Annotated in this window: 18 protein-coding genes and 1 pseudogene; 12 read left to right on the top strand and 7 right to left on the bottom strand. The window is 62.0% G+C overall.

The window, feature by feature from the left end:
* Positions 1-49: 49 nt before the first annotated feature.
* A complete protein-coding gene (locus FXN63_RS23835; protein WP_148817999.1) occupies positions 50-1,288 on the bottom strand; it encodes an MFS transporter in 1,239 nt (412 codons plus the stop codon).
* A gap of 156 nt (positions 1,289-1,444) precedes the next feature.
* Between FXN63_RS23835 and uvrA the strand changes: the two genes are divergently transcribed.
* On the top strand, positions 1,445-4,288 hold the full coding sequence (gene uvrA / locus FXN63_RS23840; protein WP_148818000.1) for an excinuclease ABC subunit UvrA: 2,844 nt from the start codon (positions 1,445-1,447) through the stop codon (positions 4,286-4,288).
* 112 nt (positions 4,289-4,400) lie between these two features.
* Here the strand turns inward: uvrA and FXN63_RS23845 are convergent, their stop codons facing one another.
* From FXN63_RS23845 to FXN63_RS23865, 5 genes are all read right to left on the bottom strand, one after another.
* Positions 4,401-5,228 (bottom strand): citryl-CoA lyase, encoded by an 828-nt coding sequence (locus FXN63_RS23845; protein WP_148818001.1) that lies wholly within the window; start codon positions 5,226-5,228, stop codon positions 4,401-4,403.
* Positions 5,225-6,427 (bottom strand): CaiB/BaiF CoA transferase family protein, encoded by a 1,203-nt coding sequence (locus tag FXN63_RS23850; RefSeq protein WP_148818002.1) that lies wholly within the window; start codon positions 6,425-6,427, stop codon positions 5,225-5,227. The genes FXN63_RS23845 and FXN63_RS23850 overlap by 4 nt, the downstream gene beginning before the upstream one ends.
* 9 nt (positions 6,428-6,436) lie before the next feature.
* Positions 6,437-7,414, bottom strand: coding sequence for a Bug family tripartite tricarboxylate transporter substrate binding protein (locus tag FXN63_RS23855; RefSeq protein ID WP_148818003.1), 978 nt, complete (start codon positions 7,412-7,414; stop codon positions 6,437-6,439).
* 121 nt (positions 7,415-7,535) lie between these two features.
* Complete coding sequence (locus FXN63_RS23860; RefSeq protein WP_148818004.1) at positions 7,536-8,543, bottom strand: amidohydrolase family protein; 1,008 nt, start codon at positions 8,541-8,543, stop codon at positions 7,536-7,538.
* A gap of 11 nt (positions 8,544-8,554) precedes the next feature.
* The gene (locus FXN63_RS23865; RefSeq protein WP_148818005.1) at positions 8,555-9,862 is read right to left on the bottom strand and encodes a CitMHS family transporter; all 1,308 of its coding nucleotides are present in this window, start codon (positions 9,860-9,862) and stop codon (positions 8,555-8,557) included.
* 192 nt (positions 9,863-10,054) lie between these two features.
* Between FXN63_RS23865 and FXN63_RS23870 the strand changes: the two genes are divergently transcribed.
* The 3 genes from FXN63_RS23870 (at position 10,055) to FXN63_RS23880 (ending at position 13,928) form a co-directional block, all read left to right on the top strand.
* Positions 10,055-10,807: an IclR family transcriptional regulator gene (locus FXN63_RS23870; RefSeq protein WP_148818006.1), complete on the top strand. Its 753-nt coding sequence runs from the start codon at positions 10,055-10,057 to the stop codon at positions 10,805-10,807.
* 120 nt (positions 10,808-10,927) lie between these two features.
* A complete protein-coding gene (locus tag FXN63_RS23875) occupies positions 10,928-13,045 on the top strand; it encodes a catalase (RefSeq protein ID WP_148818007.1) in 2,118 nt (705 codons plus the stop codon).
* Between the two features lie 241 nt (positions 13,046-13,286).
* Positions 13,287-13,928, top strand: coding sequence for an OmpW/AlkL family protein (locus FXN63_RS23880; RefSeq protein WP_148818008.1), 642 nt, complete (start codon positions 13,287-13,289; stop codon positions 13,926-13,928).
* A 53-nt stretch (positions 13,929-13,981) separates the two neighbouring features.
* On the opposite strand, the pseudogene FXN63_RS27190 reads toward FXN63_RS23880, so the two are convergent.
* Positions 13,982-14,201 (bottom strand): annotated as a pseudogene (locus FXN63_RS27190) (LysR family transcriptional regulator); the annotation flags it as partial.
* A 228-nt stretch (positions 14,202-14,429) separates the two neighbouring features.
* On the opposite strand from FXN63_RS27190, the gene FXN63_RS23885 reads away from it, so the two are divergent.
* The 8 genes from FXN63_RS23885 to FXN63_RS23920 all read left to right on the top strand — a co-directional run bounded on the left by FXN63_RS23885 (position 14,430) and on the right by FXN63_RS23920 (position 21,094).
* Positions 14,430-15,440, top strand: a complete 1,011-nt coding sequence (locus tag FXN63_RS23885; RefSeq protein WP_148818009.1) for a KpsF/GutQ family sugar-phosphate isomerase — start codon at positions 14,430-14,432, stop codon at positions 15,438-15,440.
* Between the two features lie 4 nt (positions 15,441-15,444).
* The gene (locus tag FXN63_RS23890; RefSeq protein ID WP_148818010.1) at positions 15,445-16,056 is read left to right on the top strand and encodes a KdsC family phosphatase; all 612 of its coding nucleotides are present in this window, start codon (positions 15,445-15,447) and stop codon (positions 16,054-16,056) included.
* 3 nt (positions 16,057-16,059) lie between these two features.
* On the top strand, positions 16,060-16,668 hold the full coding sequence (gene lptC, locus FXN63_RS23895; protein ID WP_148818011.1) for an LPS export ABC transporter periplasmic protein LptC: 609 nt from the start codon (positions 16,060-16,062) through the stop codon (positions 16,666-16,668).
* A gap of 19 nt (positions 16,669-16,687) precedes the next feature.
* Positions 16,688-17,374 (top strand): lipopolysaccharide transport periplasmic protein LptA, encoded by a 687-nt coding sequence (lptA, locus tag FXN63_RS23900; RefSeq protein WP_246164959.1) that lies wholly within the window; start codon positions 16,688-16,690, stop codon positions 17,372-17,374.
* Positions 17,371-18,180 (top strand): LPS export ABC transporter ATP-binding protein, encoded by an 810-nt coding sequence (gene lptB, locus FXN63_RS23905; RefSeq protein ID WP_148818012.1) that lies wholly within the window; start codon positions 17,371-17,373, stop codon positions 18,178-18,180. Before lptA ends, lptB begins: the two co-directional genes overlap by 4 nt.
* Positions 18,181-18,218: 38 nt before the next feature.
* On the top strand, positions 18,219-19,706 hold the full coding sequence (locus FXN63_RS23910) for an RNA polymerase factor sigma-54 (RefSeq protein ID WP_148818013.1): 1,488 nt from the start codon (positions 18,219-18,221) through the stop codon (positions 19,704-19,706).
* Positions 19,707-19,992: 286 nt separating this feature from the next.
* Complete coding sequence (hpf, locus tag FXN63_RS23915) at positions 19,993-20,325, top strand: ribosome hibernation-promoting factor, HPF/YfiA family (RefSeq protein ID WP_148818014.1); 333 nt, start codon at positions 19,993-19,995, stop codon at positions 20,323-20,325.
* 301 nt (positions 20,326-20,626) lie between these two features.
* Positions 20,627-21,094 carry a PTS sugar transporter subunit IIA gene (locus tag FXN63_RS23920; RefSeq protein WP_148818015.1) on the top strand — a complete coding sequence of 156 codons (468 nt, stop codon included), beginning with the start codon at positions 20,627-20,629 and terminating at the stop codon, positions 21,092-21,094.
* Positions 21,095-21,096: the final 2 nt, after the last annotated feature.

Consider the following 21,096-nt stretch of genomic DNA (forward strand, 5'->3'; position numbering starts at 1 on the left):
AAGCAAGGCACCTTTGGGCAAGTTTGTCCCAGTCGGTGACTGAATGCTGTTACGGAACAGGCCTGATGGTCTCGGTGGTGTCGACGGGTGCAACTGCTGCCTGCGCCAGCGCGGGCGGCGTCATGCGCCATGCCACTACCAACCACAGCAAGGCCATTGCTGCGGCGACTTCGAATACTGCCGACGGGCCGACGTTTGCGGCCAGCCAGCCGCCCAGGCCGCCCCCGGCAAACAGGCCGACCGCCTGGCTGGTGTTGTAGAAGCCCAGCGCCAGTCCTTTGTAGGCGGGCGGGGCAACCCGCGACACCAGAGACGGCTGCATGGCTTCCAGCACATTGAATACGGTGAAGAACGCGACCATGGCGATCACCAGCGGCACGAACTGCTGCTGGGCCCAGGTCAGGGCCAGGCAGACCACCACCAGGCAGGCGACTGCGCCGCGCAATATGCCGCGATGCGCGCCGCGCCGCTCGGCCAGAATGATCATGGGCACCATGACCACAAAGGACGCCAGCACGATCGGCAGGTAGACCTTCCACAGTTCTGCCGTGCTCAGGCCGCCGGTCTGAATGAAGGCAGCCGGCACGACCACGAACATGGCGATCTGGATCAGGTGCAAGGTAAACACACCCAGGTTCAGGCGCAGCAGGTCGGGGTGGGTGATGACGCGCCGCACGGGGACTTTTACCTGTGGTTTCGGCACGGGGGGTGCGGTAGGTACCACCCACATCGCCACTGCCAATGCCGCCAGCCCCAGGCAACCGATGGTCCAGAACAGGCCCGCCAGGCCGCCCACGCCGATCAGCAACGGGGCCAGCACCAGGGACACCGCGAAGGTCATACCGATGGAGGCACCCACCATGGCCATGGCCCGGGTGCGGACGCTGTCACGGGTGGAATCGGCCAGCCACGCTGTAACAGCTGCGGAAATTGCGCCGCTGCCCTGGATGGCGCGACCGACGGTGATCCAGAACAGGTCGGTGGACAGTGCGCAGATCACACTGCCGACAATAAACAACACCAGGCCCGCAACCACCACGGGGCGACGGCCCCAACGGTCGGACGCGATGCCGAAGGGAATCTGCATGAAGGCTTGTGTCAGGCCATACATGCCCAGCGCCAGACCCACCCGCGACGGATCGTCGCCGCCCGGCAGCCCGCGCGCGGCGACGGCGAACACCGGCAGCAACATGAACAGGCCAAGCATTCTTAGCGCAAAGAGGCTTGCCAACGCGATGCTGGCACGGCGCTCGACGGCGGTCATGCTGAGGGAACTCTTGGAGGACATGGCAACAGAAAAGGGGGACGCGTGGCGCGACGGGGACAAACAAGGCCTTGCCAACCCGACGACCTGGGAAAGATGGCGGCGGGATGCGGCAGCGCGATATAGTACCAAGTTGCCCTTTGGAAAAGCCCAGCCGTACGGCAGGGGCTATCTGCGTCGATGGATGTCATTCGTATCCGGGGTGCTCGCACCCACAATCTCAAGAACATCTCGCTCGAGCTGCCTCGCCACCAGCTTGTGGTGATGACGGGGCTATCCGGCTCGGGAAAATCCTCGCTCGCGTTCGATACGCTGTATGCCGAAGGGCAGCGCAGATACGTGGAAAGTCTGTCTGCGTACGCGCGCCAGTTCCTGCAGCTGATGGACAAGCCCGAGGTCGATCTGATCGAGGGGCTGTCGCCTGCGATCTCGATCGAGCAGAAGGCTGCCGGCCATAACCCGCGCTCGACTGTGGGCACGGTGACCGAGATCCACGATTACCTGCGACTGTTGTTTGCACGCGTCGGCACGCCTTTTTGCCCGGATCATCACGTTCCGCTACGAGCGCAAAGCGTCAGCCAGATGGTGGACAACGCAATGGCCATGGCCGCCGATACGCGGCTGATGATTCTTGCGCCGATCGCGCGCGACCGCAAAGGCAGCTTCGAAGACGATTTCGCCCGCTTGCAGGCGCAGGGGTATGTGCGTTTCCGTGTCGATGGGCAAATTCTGGAAGTGGAATCGCTGCCGGAACTGAAAAAGACCGAAAAACACGACATCGACGTGGTGATCGACCGCCTGCGTGTCAAACCTGAATCGAAGCAGCGTCTGGCCGAAAGTTTCGAGACTGCGATCACGCTGGCAGACGGCCGCGCTATTGCGCTGGATATGGATAGCGGCCACGAGCAGCTGTTCTCCAATCGCTACGCCTGTCCGATTTGCAGTTACAGCCTGCCGGAACTCGAACCGCGCCTGTTCAGCTTCAACAACCCGGTGGGTGCCTGCCCGTCTTGCGACGGTATTGGCCATGTGGGCTTCTTCGACCCGAAGCGCGTGGTGGCTTTCCCGGAACTGAGCCTTGGCAGCGGTGCCATCAAGGGCTGGGACCGTCGCAACCCGTTCTATCACCAGTTGCTGACCAATCTGGCGGCGTATTACGACTTCGAGATCGACACCCCCTTCGAGGAACTGGACCCGACCACGCAGGAACGGGTGTTGTTCGGCTCGGGCGAAGAGGAAATCCCGTTCACGTACTTGAACGAGAAGGGCAAAGCCAGTGTGAAGGTGCACACCTTTGAAGGTGTGATTCCCAATCTGGAACGCCGCTGGAAGGAAACCGAGTCAGCCACGGTGCGCGAAGAGCTGGGCAAGTATCGCAACGTGAAGACCTGCCCCGACTGCGGCGGTTCACGTCTGCGGGCCGAAGCACGCAATGTGTTCGTGGGCGAAGATGCGGCCAAGCAGGCGATTTTTGAAGTGGAAGCCATGCAGTTGGCCGAGTGCCTGCGCTGGTTCGAAACGCTGGAACTGCACGGTGCGAAGAAGGAAATTGCCGACCGCATCGTGCGCGAAATCATCTCGCGCCTGTCCTTCCTGAATAACGTGGGCCTGAGCTATCTGTCACTGGATCGCAGTGCCGACACCATTTCCGGTGGTGAGGCGCAGCGCATTCGGCTGGCCAGCCAGATCGGTTCCGGCCTGACCGGCGTGATGTATGTGCTGGACGAGCCGTCCATCGGTCTGCACCAGCGCGACAACGATCGTCTGATCGAAACGCTGCGCCACCTGCGCAACCTGGGCAACAGCGTGATTGTGGTCGAACACGACGAAGACATGATCCGCGCCGCCGACTGGGTGGTGGACATGGGACCGGGCGCGGGCGAACACGGTGGCCGCATCGTGGCAGAAGGCACACCCGCGCAGATTCTTGATAACCCGGAATCGCTGACCGGCCGCTATTTGAATGGCGTGCTGTCCATTGCGGTGCCCAATCGCCGCCCGGTGAAAGACCAGGAAGAACTGGGCTGGCTGGCCTTGAACGGCTGTACCGGCAATAACCTGAAGTCGGCCGATCTGCGCATTCCGCTGGGTCGCCTGGTGTGTATCAGTGGCGTGTCGGGTTCCGGCAAGTCCACCATGATCAACGACACCTTGGTCAATGTGGTGTCGCGCCACCTGTACAACAGCCAGGCCGAGCCGGCGCCCTACGAAAGCATTGAAGGGCTGGATCAGTTCGACAAGATCATCAGCGTCGATCAGTCGCCCATCGGCCGTACACCGCGCAGCAATCCGGCCACTTATACCGGCATGTTCACGCCGATCCGCGAACTGTTCGCGGGCGTGCCGGAATCGCGTGCGCGTGGCTACGACCCCGGCCGCTTCAGCTTCAACGTGAAGGGCGGTCGTTGCGAGTCCTGCCAGGGCGATGGCGTGGTGAAGGTGGAAATGCACTTCCTGCCCGACATCTACGTGCCTTGCGACGTGTGCCACGGCAGCCGCTACAACCGCGAAACGCTGGAAATCCGCTATCGCGGCCGCAGCATCAGCGAGGTGCTCGACCTGACCGTCGAGCAGGCGCTGACCTATTTCGACGCCGTGCCCACGATTGCCCGCAAGCTGCAGACGCTGGCCGATGTGGGTTTGGGTTATATCCGCCTGGGCCAAAGCGCCACCACGCTGTCGGGCGGCGAGGCGCAGCGGGTGAAGCTGTCGCTGGAATTGTCCAAGCGCGATACCGGGCGCACCTTGTACATCCTGGATGAACCGACCACCGGTTTGCACTTCCATGACATTGCCTTGCTGCTGAAGGTCATCAACCAGTTGGTGGAAGCCGGCAATACGGTGGTGGTGATCGAACACAATCTGGATGTGATCAAGACCGCAGACTGGGTGGTCGACATGGGCCCGGAAGGCGGCGATGGCGGTGGCCGCGTGGTGGCTCAGGGCACGCCTGAAGATATCGCTGGGTCGACTGACAGTCACACCGGCAAATATCTGGCGCAGGTAATGAAAATTCGTCAGTAAATAATGTGTGCTCGGTGTGCTCGCCTGTGGCACAGCAAACTGATGACGGCCGACAAAGCATGGTTTGTCGGCCGTTTTTCCGTGGTGAAACTGATAAAACTGATGAAGTGCCCTAGACGCGCGTGGGCACCTCACGCGCGGCCGGACCGTCATAGGTCCAGAGGTATTCACGCGGAATCGGCCCCTTGTTGCGGCCGCCCTGTCCCGTCTGTTCCCAGCCATGCGCCAGAATGCCCACCGAACGCGACAGGCAGAACAGCCCCCGCGCCAACGGTGCAGGAAAACCCAGCTCGGCATAGATGACGGCAGTTGCCCCGTCGATGTTCATGGGAATGCGCCGGCCGTCCTTGCGCGCAGCGAGTTCCGCTTCAACACCTCGCCCGATGGCCGCAAAGCGGCCGCTGACGATGCCTTCCTTGGCAGCCTCGTCGACCAGTTCCAACAACCTGGGCGCGCGTGGGTCCACGGGGTGGAAACGGTGCCCGAAACCCGCAACGAATTTTCCGTATTGCTCGATTGCCCGGTCCAGACCACCACTTACGGCGTCTTCCAAGGACGCGCCCGCTTCGTGACGGGCGGCGATGTCGAGATACATGTCCACGGCCTGCTCGCCAGCACCGCCATGCACATCGCCCAGCACATTCACCGCCGACGCCATGACGTTGTTGAGGCCCACGCCACAGGTTGACGCCATGCGCGCGATGGCGATACTGGGTGCCTGCGGACCATGATCGACGCCTGACATCAGCGCAGCATCAAGCAGCCGCCCCTCTCCTTCGCTTGGCAGTTCTCCACGCGTCATCAGCCAGATCATCTGCGCGAAGCTCACGTTGCCGATGAGGTCTTCGATGGCATAGCCGCGATAGCGGATCACACCGGGACGCATCTCGATGATGGAGGTACGCCACCAATCGCTGACGCGAGGATCGTTTGTGCTCATACCACTTTCTCCTGTTTCAGTGCCTGGATCTCAGCGTCGGAATAACCAAGTTCCGCCATGATGGCGGCGGTGTGCTCACCCAGTTGCGGAGGAGGCGTCTCGACGCTCGGTGCCTCGCCATTCAACTTGAAACCTGGGCGTACGATCCGGATGTCCCGCCCGACGCCAGGCACATCTTTGAAAGAACCGATCAGGCCACGGTCGGCAACTTGCGGGTGCTCAAGGATTTCCGGCACGGAGTAGACCGGGCCGGCGGGCACCCCGACACCCTGGAACAGTTGCCACCACGCATCGGATGTCTTGCCGGCCAAGGCTTCTTCCATCAAGGACTTCAATTCGGCACGATTCTGCAGACGTGCGCTACGTTCCGCGAAACGTGGATCCGTCACCCATTCGCGATGATCCAGCACGGCACAGACGGCTTCGAACTGCTCCTGCTTGTTCGCCGCGATATTCAGCAGGCCATCCTGGGTGCGGAAGGTGCCCGAGGGGCTGGCCGTGACGTTGTCGTTGCCCAATGGCTTGGGCTCGCGGTCTGCGATCAGGTGGTTGGACACCGCCCAGCCCATGGTTGCCATGACCGCCTCCAGCATCGACACATCGATGAATACGCCTTCGGTGCGGTTGCGGTCGGCCAGGGCGGCGGCCACGGCGAAGGCAGCGGTAAGGCCACCGATGGTGTCCGCCATCGGGTAGCCGACGCGATAAGGCGCGTTTTCCGGGGCACCGGTAATGCTCATCACGCCGGACATGCCCTGGATGATCTGGTCATACGCAGGCAGGTCACGCAGCGGCCCTTCCTGCCCGAAACCCGAGATCGCGCAGTAGATGAGTTTGGGGTTCTCTTTGAGCAGGGTTTCGTACCCCAGCTCCAGCCGCTGCATCACGCCAGGACGGTAGTTCTCCACCAGGACGTCGGCGGTCTGCACAAGCCGGCGCAGCGCCTCTTTTCCTTGCGGATGTTTAAGATCCAGCGTGATGGAGCGCTTGCCAGGATTCTGGGCAAGAAACGAGACCCCCATGTGAACGCTGTTCAGCGCCTGATCGGCACCGAGCTGGCGGGCCAGATCTCCCCCCTGACGCGCCTCGACCTTGATGACATCAGCCCCCATGTGGGCAAGCTGATGGCAGGCAAATGGTCCGGCCAGAACATTGGTCAGATCCAGCACGCGAACACCGTGCAGGGGTTTGATAGACATGATGCTTCCTTATTCAGCCTTGATGCCAGCCGACTTCACGATGGCAGCCCAGCGTGCCATTTCGGACTCGGCTTGTTGTGTTGCCTGTGCGGGAGTGTTGAGGACCGGGTGCAGGCCTTGCTCTTGCAGACGGCGCTTTCCCTCGGGGGTGCTCAGAGAGCTTGCAATCGCCTGGTTAAGCTTCTCGACGATGGGCTGCGGCGTGCCGGCGGGCACCGCGAACCCCACCCAGAAGTCCATGACAAAACTGGGCAATTGGGCTTCTTTGGCCGACGGAACGTCGGGCAGCAGCAGCGAGCGCGTATCGCTGGTCACGACCAGCGCGCGCAGCTTGCCAGACTTGATGTGAGGGAGCGCAGTGGGCAGCGAGGTGACGAGCGCCTGCACCTGGCCTCCCATGAGATCGGTAAGTACTTGGCCAGCGCCTTTGTACGGCACGTGCATGAGGTCGATACCCGCAGCGCGCTTGAACAGTTCACCGCCCAGATGGGTATTGGTGCCATTGCCGCCCGACCCATAGTTCAACAAGCCGGGCTTGGTCTTGGCCAATGCAATGAACTCCCCCACCGTCTTGGCCGGCACATCTGGATTGATCACCAGCACATGAGGCGCCGCAGCAGCCGTGATGACGTGCGAGAAATCTTTTTTACCATCGAAGGGCAGCCTGGGCAGCAACCCCGGCGCGATGGTGAAAGACATCTCCGTCGTGAGCAGCGTGTAGCCATCGGGCGCGGACCGCGCAACAGCCCCCCAGCCGACCACACCACCCCCGCCTACGCGGTTTTCCACCACCAGAGGCTGGCCCAGACTGCCTGCGATCTGACCCGACGCCAGCCGGGCAACGATGTCAGTGGTGCCGCCCACGGCGTAGGGAACGATTACGGTCACGGGCCTGCTGGGATAGGCCTGGGCGTGCGCCGTCGAGACAGCCGCCAATGAACACAAGGCGGATGCAGCGGTGAGCAAAAATCGGCGGGTGAGTTTCATGCGGATCTCCTGACTTGCGCTGTGCTATCGACCGGGATTGGTCTGTTGTTGTTGCTATGAAATTTCTCCGCGCCTTGTGCCGTTTTGCACGGGCTGCGGTTCCTGCTGTGCGTTGAATCCTTCAGCCGAGCCTGTAGACACGGCGGGCCGTGTCGTGGAACAGCGAACGTCGTTCACTGTCCGAAAAGCCCTGGGTCAGTCGCTTGAACGCATTCCACCCATTCGTAAAGCTGTACGAACCCTTGTCCACCGGAAAATTGCTTTCGAACATGCAACGCATCGGTCCGAAGGCGTCAATACAGGAGGCCATCCAGGGCCGCCAGGCATCGGCAAGCTGCCGCGAGGTGGGTGGCAACGCAGCCTTCTCAAAGCCAAATCCGTTGATGCGCATGCCCAATCCGCCGAGCTTCACAAACACGTTCGGCCGCTTGGCCAGCGCGCGCATGTGGCCCTGCCAAGACTGGAAAATCTCGTCGTCCCGTCCGGCATAGGCACCGATTCGCACGACGCCGCCGCAGTGGTTCACGATGATGGGCAGATCTGGAAATGCGTCTGCGACGTCGATGAGTTCGGGCAATTGCGGCCAGAGCAGCCAGGCGTCATAGGACAGTCCACGCACCGCCAGTGCCGCCAGCCCGGCCCGGTAAGCGGGGTCGGCCAGCAAGCCCCGAGGTGCCGCCGTCAATGGGTTCGACAAGGAACTGTCGGCGTCCCAGGTCACCAGATGACGAATGCCCCGGAACCGTCCCTGTCCGGCCACTTCATGGGCCTCCAATACCGCTTGCACGGCCGCACCGCGCCGCAGATCGGCATAACCGACGATGCCCTGCGCGAGTTGTCGCCCACCGGTTCTTGCGTTGGTGGCACTGACGACGTATTCCGTTTCGCCTACTGGCTTCAGGTGCTCCGAGCCAGTGTCTCGATACCGGGTAAGCGCCTGCATGTAGACCGTTGCTTCGATGGCATGACCCGTGCCCGCATCGGCCAGGTAATCGGCATCGAGGTAGGTCCAGCCAGGACGGTCGTAGAAATGGTGATGCGCGTCGATGATGGGAAGCGTCGGCTCCAGCGCCTCTTCTTCACCGAGGGCCAGCCAATCAGGACGAACACTCAGATAGTTCCCGCTCATGGTCAGTGTCCTCAGGCCGGGGTCGCGACGAAGGGAATCACGCCGAACAACAGCGCACCGACGATCATGGCCAGCACCAGGCCGAATACCCACAGCAACGAGGACTTCTGGTTGTCGCCGTAATTGAGGTCCAGCAACGCCACCAGCAGGTAGGTGGACGCCACGAGCGGGCTGAGCAGGTGGATGGGTTGCCCCAGCAAGGATGCCCGTGCCATCTCGGCGGCGGTGACGCCGTATGCGCTGGCGGTGTTGGCCAGAATCGGCAGGACACCGAAATAGAACGCGTCGTTCGTCAGCGCGTAGGTGGCGGGTGCGCTCAGCAAGGCGGTGGCAGGCGCCATGTACGGGCCCAGCCACGCAGGCATGATGTTGAGCAAGCCGTCGGACATGGCCTTGAGCATGCCCGTGCCGGAGAGGATGCCGGTGAAGATGCCTGCCGCGAAGATGAGCGACACCACGGCCAGCACATTGGACGCATGGGCAGCCAGACGCTCCTGCTGGTCCTTGAGATTCGGGTAGTTCAGCAGCAGCGCGATGGCGGTGGCGACGAGGAACAGCGCGGGCAGCGGCAACACGCTTTGCACCAGGCAGTAGAGCAATGCGATGGTCAGCAGCAGGTTCGGAATCATCATGGCCGGACGCCGCGTCGCCGGGGATTCGTCAGCCAGGGCAACAATGCGCTGAACCTCATCCGGGCACGTCAACACGCCAAGTCGCCGACGCTCGCGAACGCCGAACATGGCAGCCACGCCGATCTGGTAAGCAAACCCCACCAGCATGGCGGGAATGAGGGGAATGAATACCTCGGCCACGTCGATATGCATGGCAGCAGCCGCCCGCGCAGTGGGACCGCCCCAGGGCACGATGTTCATGATGCCAATCGACATCAGCAGGATCGTGGCCATGTATTGCAGGCTCACCCCCAAGCGCTTGTAGATGGGCAGCAAGGCGGCGGCACAGATGACGTAGGTGGTCGCCCCATCGCCGTCGAGCGCAACGATCGTGCTCATGATGGCCGTGCCGACCAGCAACTTCAGCGGGTCGCCCTTGACGAAGCGCACCACACGCTTGACCAGCGGATCGAACAGCCCTGCGTCGGTCATGATGCTGAAGTACAGGATGCCGAAGGTCAGCATTACCCCGGTCGGCGCAAGCTTGGTGATGCCATCGATCATCATCTTGCCGATCGCGCCGGGTGCCGCCACGACGAGCCCGAAGGCAATGGGCACCAGCGCCAGCGCAACCAGCGCCGACATCCGCCTGGTCATGATGAGCGCCATGAAGCAAACCACCATGCCGTAACCGAGCGCGAGCAACATCACCGTATCCACCTTCCATGTATGCGCGGCCGCGGAGCCAGCGTTTCACTTCCAAAAAGTACTATCTGATAGAACATCGTTCTATTTGAAAGAACTTTAATGGCGCTGCAATCTGGCCGTAAAGTCGTGAAAACCCTGAATAAAAGACCTGTGTTCTACTACGCAGAACAACAATTACCTGTGAAGGGAGTCATGAGCGACGAGGTCCTTGAAAACTCAAGTGGTGTCGCGGTCCTGGATCGCATCTTTGCGCTGCTTGCCGCCTTCGGTGCAGAAGACGAGCGGCTTACGCTGAGCGAATTGTCTCGGCGGACCGGCCTGTACAAAAGCACGGTGCTGCGGCTGCTGGGCGCGCTGGAACATGGCGGTTTCATCCGCAAACTGGATGATGGTGCCTATGCCGTCGGACCCGAACCCATGCGGTTGGCGGCGATCTACCAGCGCTCGTTCAGAATCGAATCGATCGTCGAGCCTTTGCTCGAAGAACTGAGCAAATCCCTGAGTGAAACGGCCTCGTTCTACCTTCGCATCGGGGACAAGCGTCTTGTGCTTAGCCGGGTAGAACCGGCCCGTGCGCTCCGGGTATCGATACGCGTGGGCGAAGAGTTCGATGTACATCGCGGCGCATCTGGCAAAGTGCTGCTGGCATTCGGACCAGGCGAAGGTGGCGATCCGGAAGTGCGGGCCCGTTTGTGGGCAACGTCGTACGGCGAACGCGATCCTGAAACGGCGTCGGCATCCGTACCCGTGTTCGGTGCGCTGGGAGAACTCAAAGGAGCCTTGACGGTATCAGGCCCGCTGTCTCGCCTGGGGCAACCAGCGGCGATGAGTGCCGCAGTGCTTGACCTGTTGCATACCGCGCGCCGCGCCACCATTGCGTTCGGCGGCAACCCGGCGCGCTATACGGCAACGATTGATGCGGTGATGCGTCAGCCGGCAGGTTGATACGCAAAAAGAAGGAATGGAACTTGCCCTTGTGCTGGGATGCGCTCGCATGCTCTTTCTGCGGCGGCCGCATCGTCAGCTCAAGCATAGTGCGCGAGCGGCACCCCTTACGGAGCCGACATGGCAAGAACTCCCGCTTCCCGCAGCGACAGCAATTCTCCCGCCGATGCCTACGCCAACCGCAACCCTGGCCCCGGCGGCGAAACCCACCAAACGGCCACGTCCCCTGATCAGACGCTGACGACCAACCAGGGCGCACCGATTTCTGACAACCAGAACTCGTTGAAAGCCGGTGCACGCGGGCCGACGCTGCTGGAAGACTTCATCCTGCGTGAAAAGATCACGCATTTCGACCATGAACGCATCCCCGAACGCATCGTGCACGCACGTGGGTCGGGCGCGCATGGGTATTTCCAGCCCTACGAATCCTGTGCCAAGTGGACCAAGGCGGCCTTCCTGCAAGACCCCTCGGTGCAGACGCCGGTGTTTGTGCGGTTTTCTACTGTCGCTGGCGGCGCGGGTTCAGTCGACCTGCCGCGCGATGTGCGCGGCTTTGCGGTCAAGTTCTACACATCCGAAGGCAACTTCGACCTGGTCGGAAATAACATCCCGGTGTTTTTCATCCAGGACGCGATGAAGTTCCCCGACCTGGTTCATTCGGTAAAAATGGAAGCCGACCGCGCCTTCCCGCAGGCCGCATCTGCGCATGACACCTTCTGGGACTTTGCTTCGCTCAGCCCCGAGACCACGCATATGTTGCTGTGGGCCATGTCGGACCGGGCGATTCCGCGCTCGCTGCGCATGATCGAAGGGTTTGGTGTCCACACCTTCCGCTTCATCAACGAGGCCGGCGAATCCACCTTCGTGAAATTCCACTGGCGCCCCATGCTGGGCACGGCATCGGTGTTGTGGGACGAAGCCTTGAAGATCAACGGTGCCGACAATGACTTCCACCGACGCGACCTGTGGAATGCCATCGACAGCGGCGACTTCCCGGAATGGGAGTTCTCGGTGCAGGTCTTTGACCAGGCCACTGCCGACGCCTTTGAATTCGACATTCTGGATGCGACCAAGCTGATTCCCGAAGAAGTCGTCCCGCTGACCAAGCTGGGCAAGATGGTGTTGAACCGCAACCCGGACAACTTCTTCGCAGAAACCGAGCAAGTGGCCTTCCACCCCGGCCACGTGGTGCCGGGCATCGACTTCAGCAACGACCCGCTGCTGCAAGGCCGCCTGTTCTCGTACACCGACACGCAGCTCAGCCGCCTGGGTGGCCCGAACTTCCACGAGATCCCGGTCAATCGCCCGCAGTGCCCCATGCGCAACTTCCAGCGCGACGGCCTGATGCGCATGAACAATCCGCCGGGACGCGCGAACTACGAGCCGAACAGCATCGCCCCTGAAGGTCCGCGTGAAAGCCCGCGCGGATTTCACACGGTGGCTGATCCGGTGGAAGGCGGCAAGGTGCGCGAGCGCTCGGAAACCTTCTCGGATCACTACAGCCAGGCACGCCAGTTCTTCCGCTCGCAGACTGAACCGGAACAGCAGCACATCATCAGTGCGTTTGCATTCGAGTTGGCCAAGGTTGCCATCGTGCCGATTCGCCAACGTGTGCTGGGGCATCTGCATTTGGTCGAACCGAAGCTTGGCAAAGCGGTGGAAGCAGCACTGGGCATGGAAGGTCAGGCAGAGCAGATCAAGCCCGCCAAGGCACCTATCGATCTGCCTGACTCGCCAACGCTAAGCATCATCAAGAAAGCCGTGCCGATTCTGAAGGGCCGGAAGGTGGGGGTGCTGGTGACCGACGGGGCAGACGACAAGTTGCTGGCGGATGTTCGCAGCGCAGTCGAGGCCGAAGGCGCGATGGTCGAACTGGTGGCTCCCAAAATCGGCGGCGTGAAGACGGCAGGCGGCAAGCAGTTGCCGGCGGATCACACGATCAGCGGCGGTCCCTCGGTGGTGTTCGATGCGGTGGTGCTGGCGGTATCGAAAGATGGCGTCGCTGCACTGGTGAAGGAAGCGGCTGCGGTCGAATGGGTGCAGAACGCCTTTGCGCATCTGAAGTTCATTGGCCATACCTCCACCGCCAAACCGCTGATGGACAAGGCGTCGGTGGTGCCCGATGCGGGGGTGATTGCGATTGAAGGTGGGAGCGAAGGTGGCATTGATGCCTTCATCACAGGAGCCAAGACGCATCGTCTGTGGGAACGCGAGCCGACGCTGCGCACGCCGGGTTGAACCTGGCGTAGCGTGACCCACAAGTGTTGCGAAGCGGGCTGCCCTCGTCATGCGATAAGGGCAGCCACCTACTATCAGTATTTCGGAAACTGTTGCTTCACGGCCATTGCGGCCCCGCCTGCCCCACCTGGGCACGTGGGGCCGCAGTCATTTCCACCCCACGCTTGACCTGCATCAACGCTCCACCCGGGCTGCTCTGAGAAGCTGAATGCTCATCAGAACATCTACTCCTGGAGCGATCATGATTACCCAACGCGCCCGCGCTGGCCTTCTTCTTGGTGCAGTGTTGTGCGCTGCCGCTTTCACCGCCCCCGCCCTCGCCCACGAGCAAGGTGACTGGCTGGTCAAGGCAGGCGTCTCGCAGGTTCGTCCGAAGTCGGACAATGGTTCGGCATTGAACGGGGCCATCGGCCTCGACGTGAACAACGACGTGAAGCCCAGCATCTCTGCCACCTACATGTTTACGCGCAATCTGGGCCTGGACGTGCTGGCAGCCGCCCCGTTCCGTCATGACGTGTATGGCAGCGGCGCGGTCAACGGCCAGATCGGCACCAGCAAGCAATTGCCGCCCACCGTCAGCCTGCAATGGCACTTCCTGCCCGATCAGACTTTCCAGCCCTATGTTGGCCTGGGCGTGAACTACACCCGATTCTTCTCTACCCGTGCAGTCGGCCCGCTGGCGGGCAACCATCTTGAACTGACGGATTCCTGGGGCCTGGCTGCCCAGTTCGGCGTGGACGTGAAGATCAACGATCGCTGGTTCGTGAATGCCAGCCTGCGTTACATCAAGATCGACACCGACGTGAAGTTGAACGGCACCAAGATCGGCAAGGCCGAGATCGATCCCTGGGTCACCACCATTGCCGTGGGTTATCGCTTCTGAATGCTGTGCTGACGTGATGGTGCATCTGATCTGAAGACCTGTGTGTCCACCGATCAGTTGCCCTTGATGTAGGCATCAAGCCCGCTTGCCAGCGCCGCAAAGGTCGCCATGCAACGCGGGCTTTTTCGCAAGTCCTCGCGCATCACAATCCAGGTGTCCAACGCCGGGGGCAAAGCTAGCGGGCAACACACGCACCAGCGAGTCGTTTTTGCGCGCAAGCCCCACCTGACAAGCGCCGATGCCAAAGCCCGCTCGCAACGCGGCCAGCTGTGCCGATGATCACGCCAGTGATCCTGAATGACACAGCGTTACAGAATCTGATGGGCTCGATTTCCAGGACGCCATTTGCCCAAGGAATACGGCAAACCCTAGCAGCAGTGCCAGGTAAGGCATGAACCAAGCAAGGATCATGCCCTTTGCGTCTATACTGGAAGTCACGTCGCATCGCCATTTTCCGGTGCGTAGAATCACGATTTTCCCGGACTGACTCCGCATCGACGCATGACGCCCAACCTCGCTACGCTCCCCCATCGCCCCACCGCCAATGCCGAAGACGCGCTGGCGTCGGCGCGCCGCACGCTGGCGGTCGAGGCCGAGGCAATTGCAGCGCTGGCGGAACGGCTTGACGATCATTTCACACAGGCTGCCCAGTTGCTGCTGGACTGTCAGGGGCGCGTGGTGGTCAGCGGCATCGGCAAGTCAGGCCACATTGCCCGCAAGATCGCAGCCACGCTGGCATCGACCGGCACGCCCGCCTTCTTCATGCACGCTGCCGAAGCCGTGCACGGCGATCTGGGCATGATCACCGCGCAAGACGTGGTGATCGCCATTTCCTATTCGGGTTCTGCCACTGAACTGCTGACCATCGTGCCGCAGGTCAAGCGCATGGGGGCCCGGCTGATCAGCATCACCGGCCGGCCGGAATCCGAACTTGCGCAGCTTGCCGACATTCACTTGAATGCCAACGTGACCAAAGAAGCCTGCCCGATGAACCTTGCGCCCACCGCCAGCACCACGGCGACGCTGGCCTTGGGTGACGCGCTGGCCGTGGCCTGTCTGGAAGCGCGTGGCTTTGGCGCGGAAGATTTCGCGCGCTCGCATCCGGGTGGTGCACTGGGCCGCCGTTTGCTGACCCACGTGCGCGACGTGATGCGGTCCGGGCCCGCCGTGCCCACCGTTCCTGTAACAGCATCTATCACCGACGCCTTGACCGAGATAAGCCTGAAGGGCATGGGGATGACAGTGGTGCTGGATGCGCAGGAACAGGTGGTTGGCATCTTCACCGACGGCGATCTGCGTCGTCTGCTGGAACGCGTGGGCGACATCCGCGGTCTCACGGTAGAGGCTGGCATGTCACACAAGCCTTACGCTATCGGCCCCGACGCGCTGGCAGTGGAAGCCGCCGCGCTGATGGACGAAAATCGCAAGAATCTGCTGCTGGTCCGCGACCCTTCGGGCGCGTTGATCGGTGCCCTGCACATGCACGACCTACTGGCCGCGAAGGTGCTCTAAGCCAATGAATTTGCCCGAGATCAATCTGCCCCACCCCGCCGAAGCCTTGCTGTTGGCCCGTATTCCGCAGGAAGTGCGCGAACGCGCTGCGCGTGTGCGCCTGATGGTGTTCGACGTCGACGGCATTCTGACCGATGGCGTGTTGTGGTATTCGGCCCAGGGCGAAACGCTCAAGGGCTTCCATGTGTTGGACGGCCACGGCCTGAAGCTGCTGCGTGAAAGCGGCATTGAAGTGGCGCTGATGACCGGCCGCGATTCGGCCATGCTCAGCCGTCGCGCTGCAGACCTGGGTATTGCCGAAGTGCTGCAGGGCGTGTCCGACAAAGGCGCAGCCCTGAATGAGCTGACCAAGCGCATGCAGGTCACCCTGGACGAAACCGGTTTCATGGGCGATGACCTGATGGACCTGCCGGCCTTGCAACGTGTCGGTTTTGCGGTCAGCGTGCCGGGTGCACCCACCTACGTATCGCAGGCAGCACACTGGGTTACCGGCAAGGCTGGTGGCCACGGCGCGGCACGCGAATGCTGCGACTTGATCCTGGCAGCCCAAGGTCGGCTTGGCAGCTTCATCGCCAGCGGTAGCCGGGGTCTGTTGACCACTGGCGCGGCACAGTAAGCCATGAAAGACCGGCTGGGTTCCTCGATTTCGCTGTTGCTGCTGGCCGTGCTCGTCCTGGGCACGTGGTGGGCGGCTGAACTCGCGCAACGCGCTGTGCCGGAAGATGCACCGCGTCGCATGACGCACGAGATCGACTCCTTCGTCGAAGAGTTCGTGATGGTGCGCAGCGACCCGCAAGGTGTGCCCAGCTCGCGCCTGGAAGGCAAGCGCATGGAACACTTCCCCGACGACGATTCCAGCGACATCCAGTCCCCGCGTTCGTACAGCCAGAAGCCTGGTCGCCAGGTCACGGTTGCCACGGCCAAGGCAGGTCGCATGGATGAAGACGGCGCTCGCATCGTCATGACGGGTGACGCCCGCTTCGTGCGCGAAGCCGGCATGGGCCATGAACGCCTGGACATCAGCAGCAACGTGATCACGCTGCGCCCGGACGACGATGTGGCCTTCACCGATCTGCCCACCACGATTTTGAACGGCCGTTCGCGCATCAATGGCAACGGCATGCATTACAACAACGTCACCCGCGAACTCCAGGTCGCGTCGCGCAGTCGGGTCGAAATCGCCCCGCGCGTGCCGCCGACCGGCGCCCCCGCCCGCTCCGCGCCTTAACAGGACAGGACCCGCTCTCGTGCCTTCGACTCCTTCTCTCTCGCTGCGCAACCTGCTGCTTGCCGCACTTCTTGGCCTGGCCGCCGTCCCCGCATTCGCTGAACGCGCCGACCGCGACAAGCCCACCCTGATCGACTCGGACACCTTGCAGTACGACGATGTCCGCCAGGTCAGCGTGTTCACCGGCAACGTCGTGCTGACCAAGGGCACCCTGATCATCCGTTCCGACCGCATGGAATTGCGGGAAGACGCCGAGGGTTATCAGACCGGTATTGCCACGGCCAACAAGGGCAAGCAGGTCTTCGTACGCCAGAAACGCGAAGGCGTCGAGGAATACACCGAAGGCACGTCCAACCGGACGGAATACGAAGGCAAGACCGAGCGCATCTTCTTCATCGACCAGGCGCTGGTCAAACGCCTGGCCTGCGGCGTGGTGCAGGACGAAATCCGTGGCCAGGTCGTGATCTATGACCAGCGCACGGAAACCTACAGCGCCCAGGGCGGCCCGCGTTCACCTCAGGCCAACCAGCGCGTGCGCACGGTCATCCAGTCCAAGACCGCTGGCACGACCGAAGCCCCGTCGGGCCCGCCGGCAACCGCCTGCCCGCCCACTGCCTCCACGGCAAAGCCGGCTGCTGGTGCTGCCGCCAAGCCCGCCGCGCCGGCCGTCAAGGCACCGGCTCCCGCGACCGGAGCCCGTCAATGACGGTGGATGCACGCCATGCCGATGCAGGTGCGTCGGTCACGCAACCGCTGTCCGCGCACGGCAAGACCGGCAAGCTGGTTGCCACCGGCCTGCGCAAGTCCTACGGCGGCCGCACGGTCGTCAAAGACGTATCGGTCGATGTGAACAGCGGTGAAGTGGTTGGTCTGCTCGGCCCCAACGGTGCGGGCAAGACCACCTGTTTCTACATGATCGTCGGCCTGGTGCCGGCAGATGCGGGCCAAATCTCCATCGACAACGAGGTGGTCACGCCCCTGCCTATTCACCAGCGCGCGCACCGTGGACTGTCTTACCTGCCGCAGGATGCGTCGGTGTTTCGTCGCCTGTCGGTCGAAGACAATATCCGCGCCGTGCTTGAACTTCAGCGCGACGAGCGCGACAAGCCGCTGAAGAAAGCAGAGATCGAGGCCCGCCTGGATTCGCTGCTCGATGAACTGCAGATTCAGCATATTCGTCCGAACGCCGCTATTTCGCTGTCGGGCGGTGAACGACGCCGCGTGGAAATCGCACGCGCACTGGCCACCAGCCCGCGCTTCATCCTGCTGGATGAACCGTTTGCCGGTGTCGATCCGATCGCCGTGATCGAAATCCAGCGCATCGTGCGTTTCCTGAAAGGCCGTGGCATCGGCGTATTGATCACCGACCACAACGTACGCGAGACGCTGGGCATCTGCGACCGCGCCTACATCATCAGCGAGGGCACGGTGCTGGCTGCCGGCCACCCCGACGAGATCGTGATGGACCCGGCCGTGCGCCGCGTCTATCTCGGCGAACACTTCAAGATGTGAGGGCGTCAGTCATGTCGATCCCTTGCGTGCGCTAGGCCATGCTCAAGGCCTCGCTCCAGCTTCGCACTGCGCAGCACCTGACGCTGACGCCCCAACTGCAACAGGCGATTCGCCTGCTGCAGTTGTCGACGCTCGAACTCGAACAAGAGATCGAACAAGTCCTGCGTGACAACCCGCTGCTGGAACGCGAGGACGAACCGGCCCAGGTTTCGCTGCACGCCGACAATGACATGTCCAACGGCAGCGACACCTCGCATCAGGACGCGCCCGAGCCCGCCCAGGAAGTCGACATGGAGCGGGACTCCACCACCGGGGGCGAAGATGCGCCGCCGATGCGTGAAACCGATTCGCTGTGGAACGACCTGCCTGCCTCGCGCGGCGACGATGACGACGAACCGAGCGGTCCGCAGATCGCCGCCAGCACCGCCACGCTGCGCGAACACCTGCTGGAACAGTTGTCGGTCACGCTTGGCTCGGCCCGTGACAAGGCGCTGGCACAACTGCTGATCGATGCACTGGATGACAACGGCTACCTGAGCGTACCGCTGGAAGAAGTGGCAGAAATGTTGCCGCCGGAACTGGAAATCGACCAGGACGAACTGCGCACGGCGCTGGCCCTGGTGCAGTCTTTCGATCCGCCTGGCGTGGGTGCGCGTGACACCGCCGAATGCATCGGCCTGCAACTGCGCAATCCCGATGTCACCCGACTGCCCGAAGCACGCGATCCGTCGGTGCTGTCCTGCGCCCGCGCGATTGCGCGTGCGCACTTGCCCTTGCTGGCGGCACGCGACTACGCCAAGCTGCGTCGCAGCCTGAAGTGCGATGACGACACCTTGCGCTCGGCGCAGGCGCTGATCCGACGTCTGACGCCGCGTCCTGGTTCCCAGTTCTCTGCCACGGCGGCCGACTACGTGGTGCCCGACGTGGTGGTGCGCAAGCTTGGCAAGCAGTGGGTCGTGCATCTGAATTCAGAAGCGATGCCACGTCTGCGCATCAATCATCTGTACGCCCAGCTGCTCAAGAGCGATCGCAGCTGCGCCCATGCCGGCCTGTCGGCACAGCTGCAAGAGGCCCGTTGGCTGATCCGCAATGTGCGCCAGCGCTTCGACACCATCCTTCGGGTGTCGCAAGCCATTGTCGATCGTCAACATGGCTTCTTCGATCATGGTGAAGTCGCCATGCGCCCGCTTGTGCTTCGCGAAATTGCGGATACACTGGGGCTGCACGAGTCGACCATTTCTCGCGTCACTACGCAGAAGTACATGCTCACGCCGTTCGGTACCTTCGAACTCAAGCATTTCTTCGGTAGCCATGTCGCGACGGAAACCGGTGGTGCCGCATCGTCAACCGCGATACGCGCCTTGATCAAACAGCTCGTCAGCGCGGAGGATCCTACCCAGCCGCTTTCGGACAGTCAGCTTGCTCAGACCCTGGGTGAACAGGGCATCGTGGTCGCGCGCCGCACCGTCGCGAAGTACCGCGAAGCACTCCAGATCCCGCCGGTTTCCCTGCGCAAGTCGATCTGAAATGCCCGCCGCAACATGCGGCAATGATCAGGGCAATCCCCTAGCGTGCTGTTGCCAAAAGTTGCTTGAAGCGTAGCGATCGGACCCGATCTAATAGGTGTTGGCGACGCGGTCTCCACCACCTGCCAGCCACCTCGATTGCGTGGCAAGACAGCCGGCACTGCTGGCGCAACGCAAACGATGTGGCACGCAGTGCGGGCCACCCGGCAAGCACCGGATTTCCGGCAAGCGGCCAGTCCCGGGAGACTCAACTTCCGGGGTTTCAACGCTCGAAGGAGGGCTTTACATGAATCTGAGCATCAGCGGTCATCATCTCGAGGTCACCCCTGCTATTCGCGAGTATGTGATGAACAAGCTCGCGCGTGTCCTGAGACACTTCGATCATGTCATCGATGTGAACGTGGTTCTCTCGGTCGAAAAGTTGATGCAGAAGGCCGACATCACCATGCACGTGACCGGTAAGGATCTCCACTGCGAAGCTGAAGACGAAAACCTGTATGCCGCTATCGATGCACTTGCCGACAAGCTTGACCGTCAATTGTTAAAGTACAAAGACAAAGTCCAGCAGACTCGCGTTCCCGAAGCGGTCAAGAAACAATATGTCGCGTCCGACCTATAAGTTTTAGGCATCGCGCCTCGGTCTCAGTGACCGAGCGACATTGAGCAGACAGGCCCGCCGGAATGCGGGCCTTGTTGTTGGATGGCAGCAAATGCACGGCATTTCCCGACACGTTCGCGTCGATCGGTTTTTTGGCCCCGGGACAAGCAGGGCTATAATCGCCCGCTGTCCAACAGGAGATGTCCGTCTGCGGGCGTGACAGAAGCTGAATATCAGCTGAAAATCAGCATGTACGTTGCGTACATTGATTTACTTTCCGGCTCACTCCGGCCCACGCTCGCAAGCCAGGCGCAGATAGAACATGAATCTGATCTCACGGATCCTGCCTCCTTCCAACATCCTTCTGGATCTGGAAGCGACCAGCAAGAAACGCGTATTCGAACAGGCTGGACTGCTGTTCGAAAACAATCACGGCATCGCCCGCTCGGCGGTTTTTGACAGCTTGTTTTCGCGCGAGCGCCTGGGCTCTACCGGCCTGGGTCAAGGCGTGGCGGTCCCGCATGGCCGGATCAAAGGCCTGACCGACGCGGTCGCCGCCTTTGTGCGCCTGTCGGCCCCGATCCCCTTCGACTCGCCGGACGGCAAGCCTGTTCGCCTGATGGTGTTCCTGCTGGTGCCGGAAAAGGCTACCCAGCAGCATCTGGAAATCCTGTCCGAACTGGCCCAGATCCTGTCGAACAGCCAGCTGCGCGACACGCTCAGCACCGAGACCGATGCCGGTGCGGTGCATGCCGTGTTCAGCCAATGGGTACCGGCGGAAGCCTCGTAAAG

The organism is Pigmentiphaga aceris (genome assembly GCF_008119665.1).
GTDB classification, from domain to species: domain Bacteria; phylum Pseudomonadota; class Gammaproteobacteria; order Burkholderiales; family Burkholderiaceae_B; genus Pigmentiphaga; species Pigmentiphaga aceris.

What these genes read in the sequence shown, in the direction of transcription:
- FXN63_RS23835 (WP_148817999.1), bottom strand. Translation starts at nt 1,288, where the DNA reads ATGTCCTCCAAGAGTTCCCTCAGCATGACCGCCGTCGAGCGCCGTGCC.
- uvrA (WP_148818000.1), top strand. Translation starts at nt 1,445, where the DNA reads ATGGATGTCATTCGTATCCGGGGTGCTCGCACCCACAATCTCAAGAAC.
- FXN63_RS23845 (WP_148818001.1), bottom strand. Translation starts at nt 5,228, where the DNA reads ATGAGCACAAACGATCCTCGCGTCAGCGATTGGTGGCGTACCTCCATC.
- FXN63_RS23850 (WP_148818002.1), bottom strand. Translation starts at nt 6,427, where the DNA reads ATGTCTATCAAACCCCTGCACGGTGTTCGCGTGCTGGATCTGACCAAT.
- FXN63_RS23855 (WP_148818003.1), bottom strand. Translation starts at nt 7,414, where the DNA reads ATGAAACTCACCCGCCGATTTTTGCTCACCGCTGCATCCGCCTTGTGT.
- FXN63_RS23860 (WP_148818004.1), bottom strand. Translation starts at nt 8,543, where the DNA reads ATGAGCGGGAACTATCTGAGTGTTCGTCCTGATTGGCTGGCCCTCGGT.
- FXN63_RS23865 (WP_148818005.1), bottom strand. Translation starts at nt 9,862, where the DNA reads ATGTTGCTCGCGCTCGGTTACGGCATGGTGGTTTGCTTCATGGCGCTC.
- FXN63_RS23870 (WP_148818006.1), top strand. Translation starts at nt 10,055, where the DNA reads ATGAGCGACGAGGTCCTTGAAAACTCAAGTGGTGTCGCGGTCCTGGAT.
- FXN63_RS23875 (WP_148818007.1), top strand. Translation starts at nt 10,928, where the DNA reads ATGGCAAGAACTCCCGCTTCCCGCAGCGACAGCAATTCTCCCGCCGAT.
- FXN63_RS23880 (WP_148818008.1), top strand. Translation starts at nt 13,287, where the DNA reads ATGATTACCCAACGCGCCCGCGCTGGCCTTCTTCTTGGTGCAGTGTTG.
- FXN63_RS23885 (WP_148818009.1), top strand. Translation starts at nt 14,430, where the DNA reads ATGACGCCCAACCTCGCTACGCTCCCCCATCGCCCCACCGCCAATGCC.
- FXN63_RS23890 (WP_148818010.1), top strand. Translation starts at nt 15,445, where the DNA reads ATGAATTTGCCCGAGATCAATCTGCCCCACCCCGCCGAAGCCTTGCTG.
- lptC (WP_148818011.1), top strand. Translation starts at nt 16,060, where the DNA reads ATGAAAGACCGGCTGGGTTCCTCGATTTCGCTGTTGCTGCTGGCCGTG.
- lptB (WP_148818012.1), top strand. Translation starts at nt 17,371, where the DNA reads ATGACGGTGGATGCACGCCATGCCGATGCAGGTGCGTCGGTCACGCAA.
- FXN63_RS23910 (WP_148818013.1), top strand. Translation starts at nt 18,219, where the DNA reads ATGCTCAAGGCCTCGCTCCAGCTTCGCACTGCGCAGCACCTGACGCTG.
- hpf (WP_148818014.1), top strand. Translation starts at nt 19,993, where the DNA reads ATGAATCTGAGCATCAGCGGTCATCATCTCGAGGTCACCCCTGCTATT.
- FXN63_RS23920 (WP_148818015.1), top strand. Translation starts at nt 20,627, where the DNA reads ATGAATCTGATCTCACGGATCCTGCCTCCTTCCAACATCCTTCTGGAT.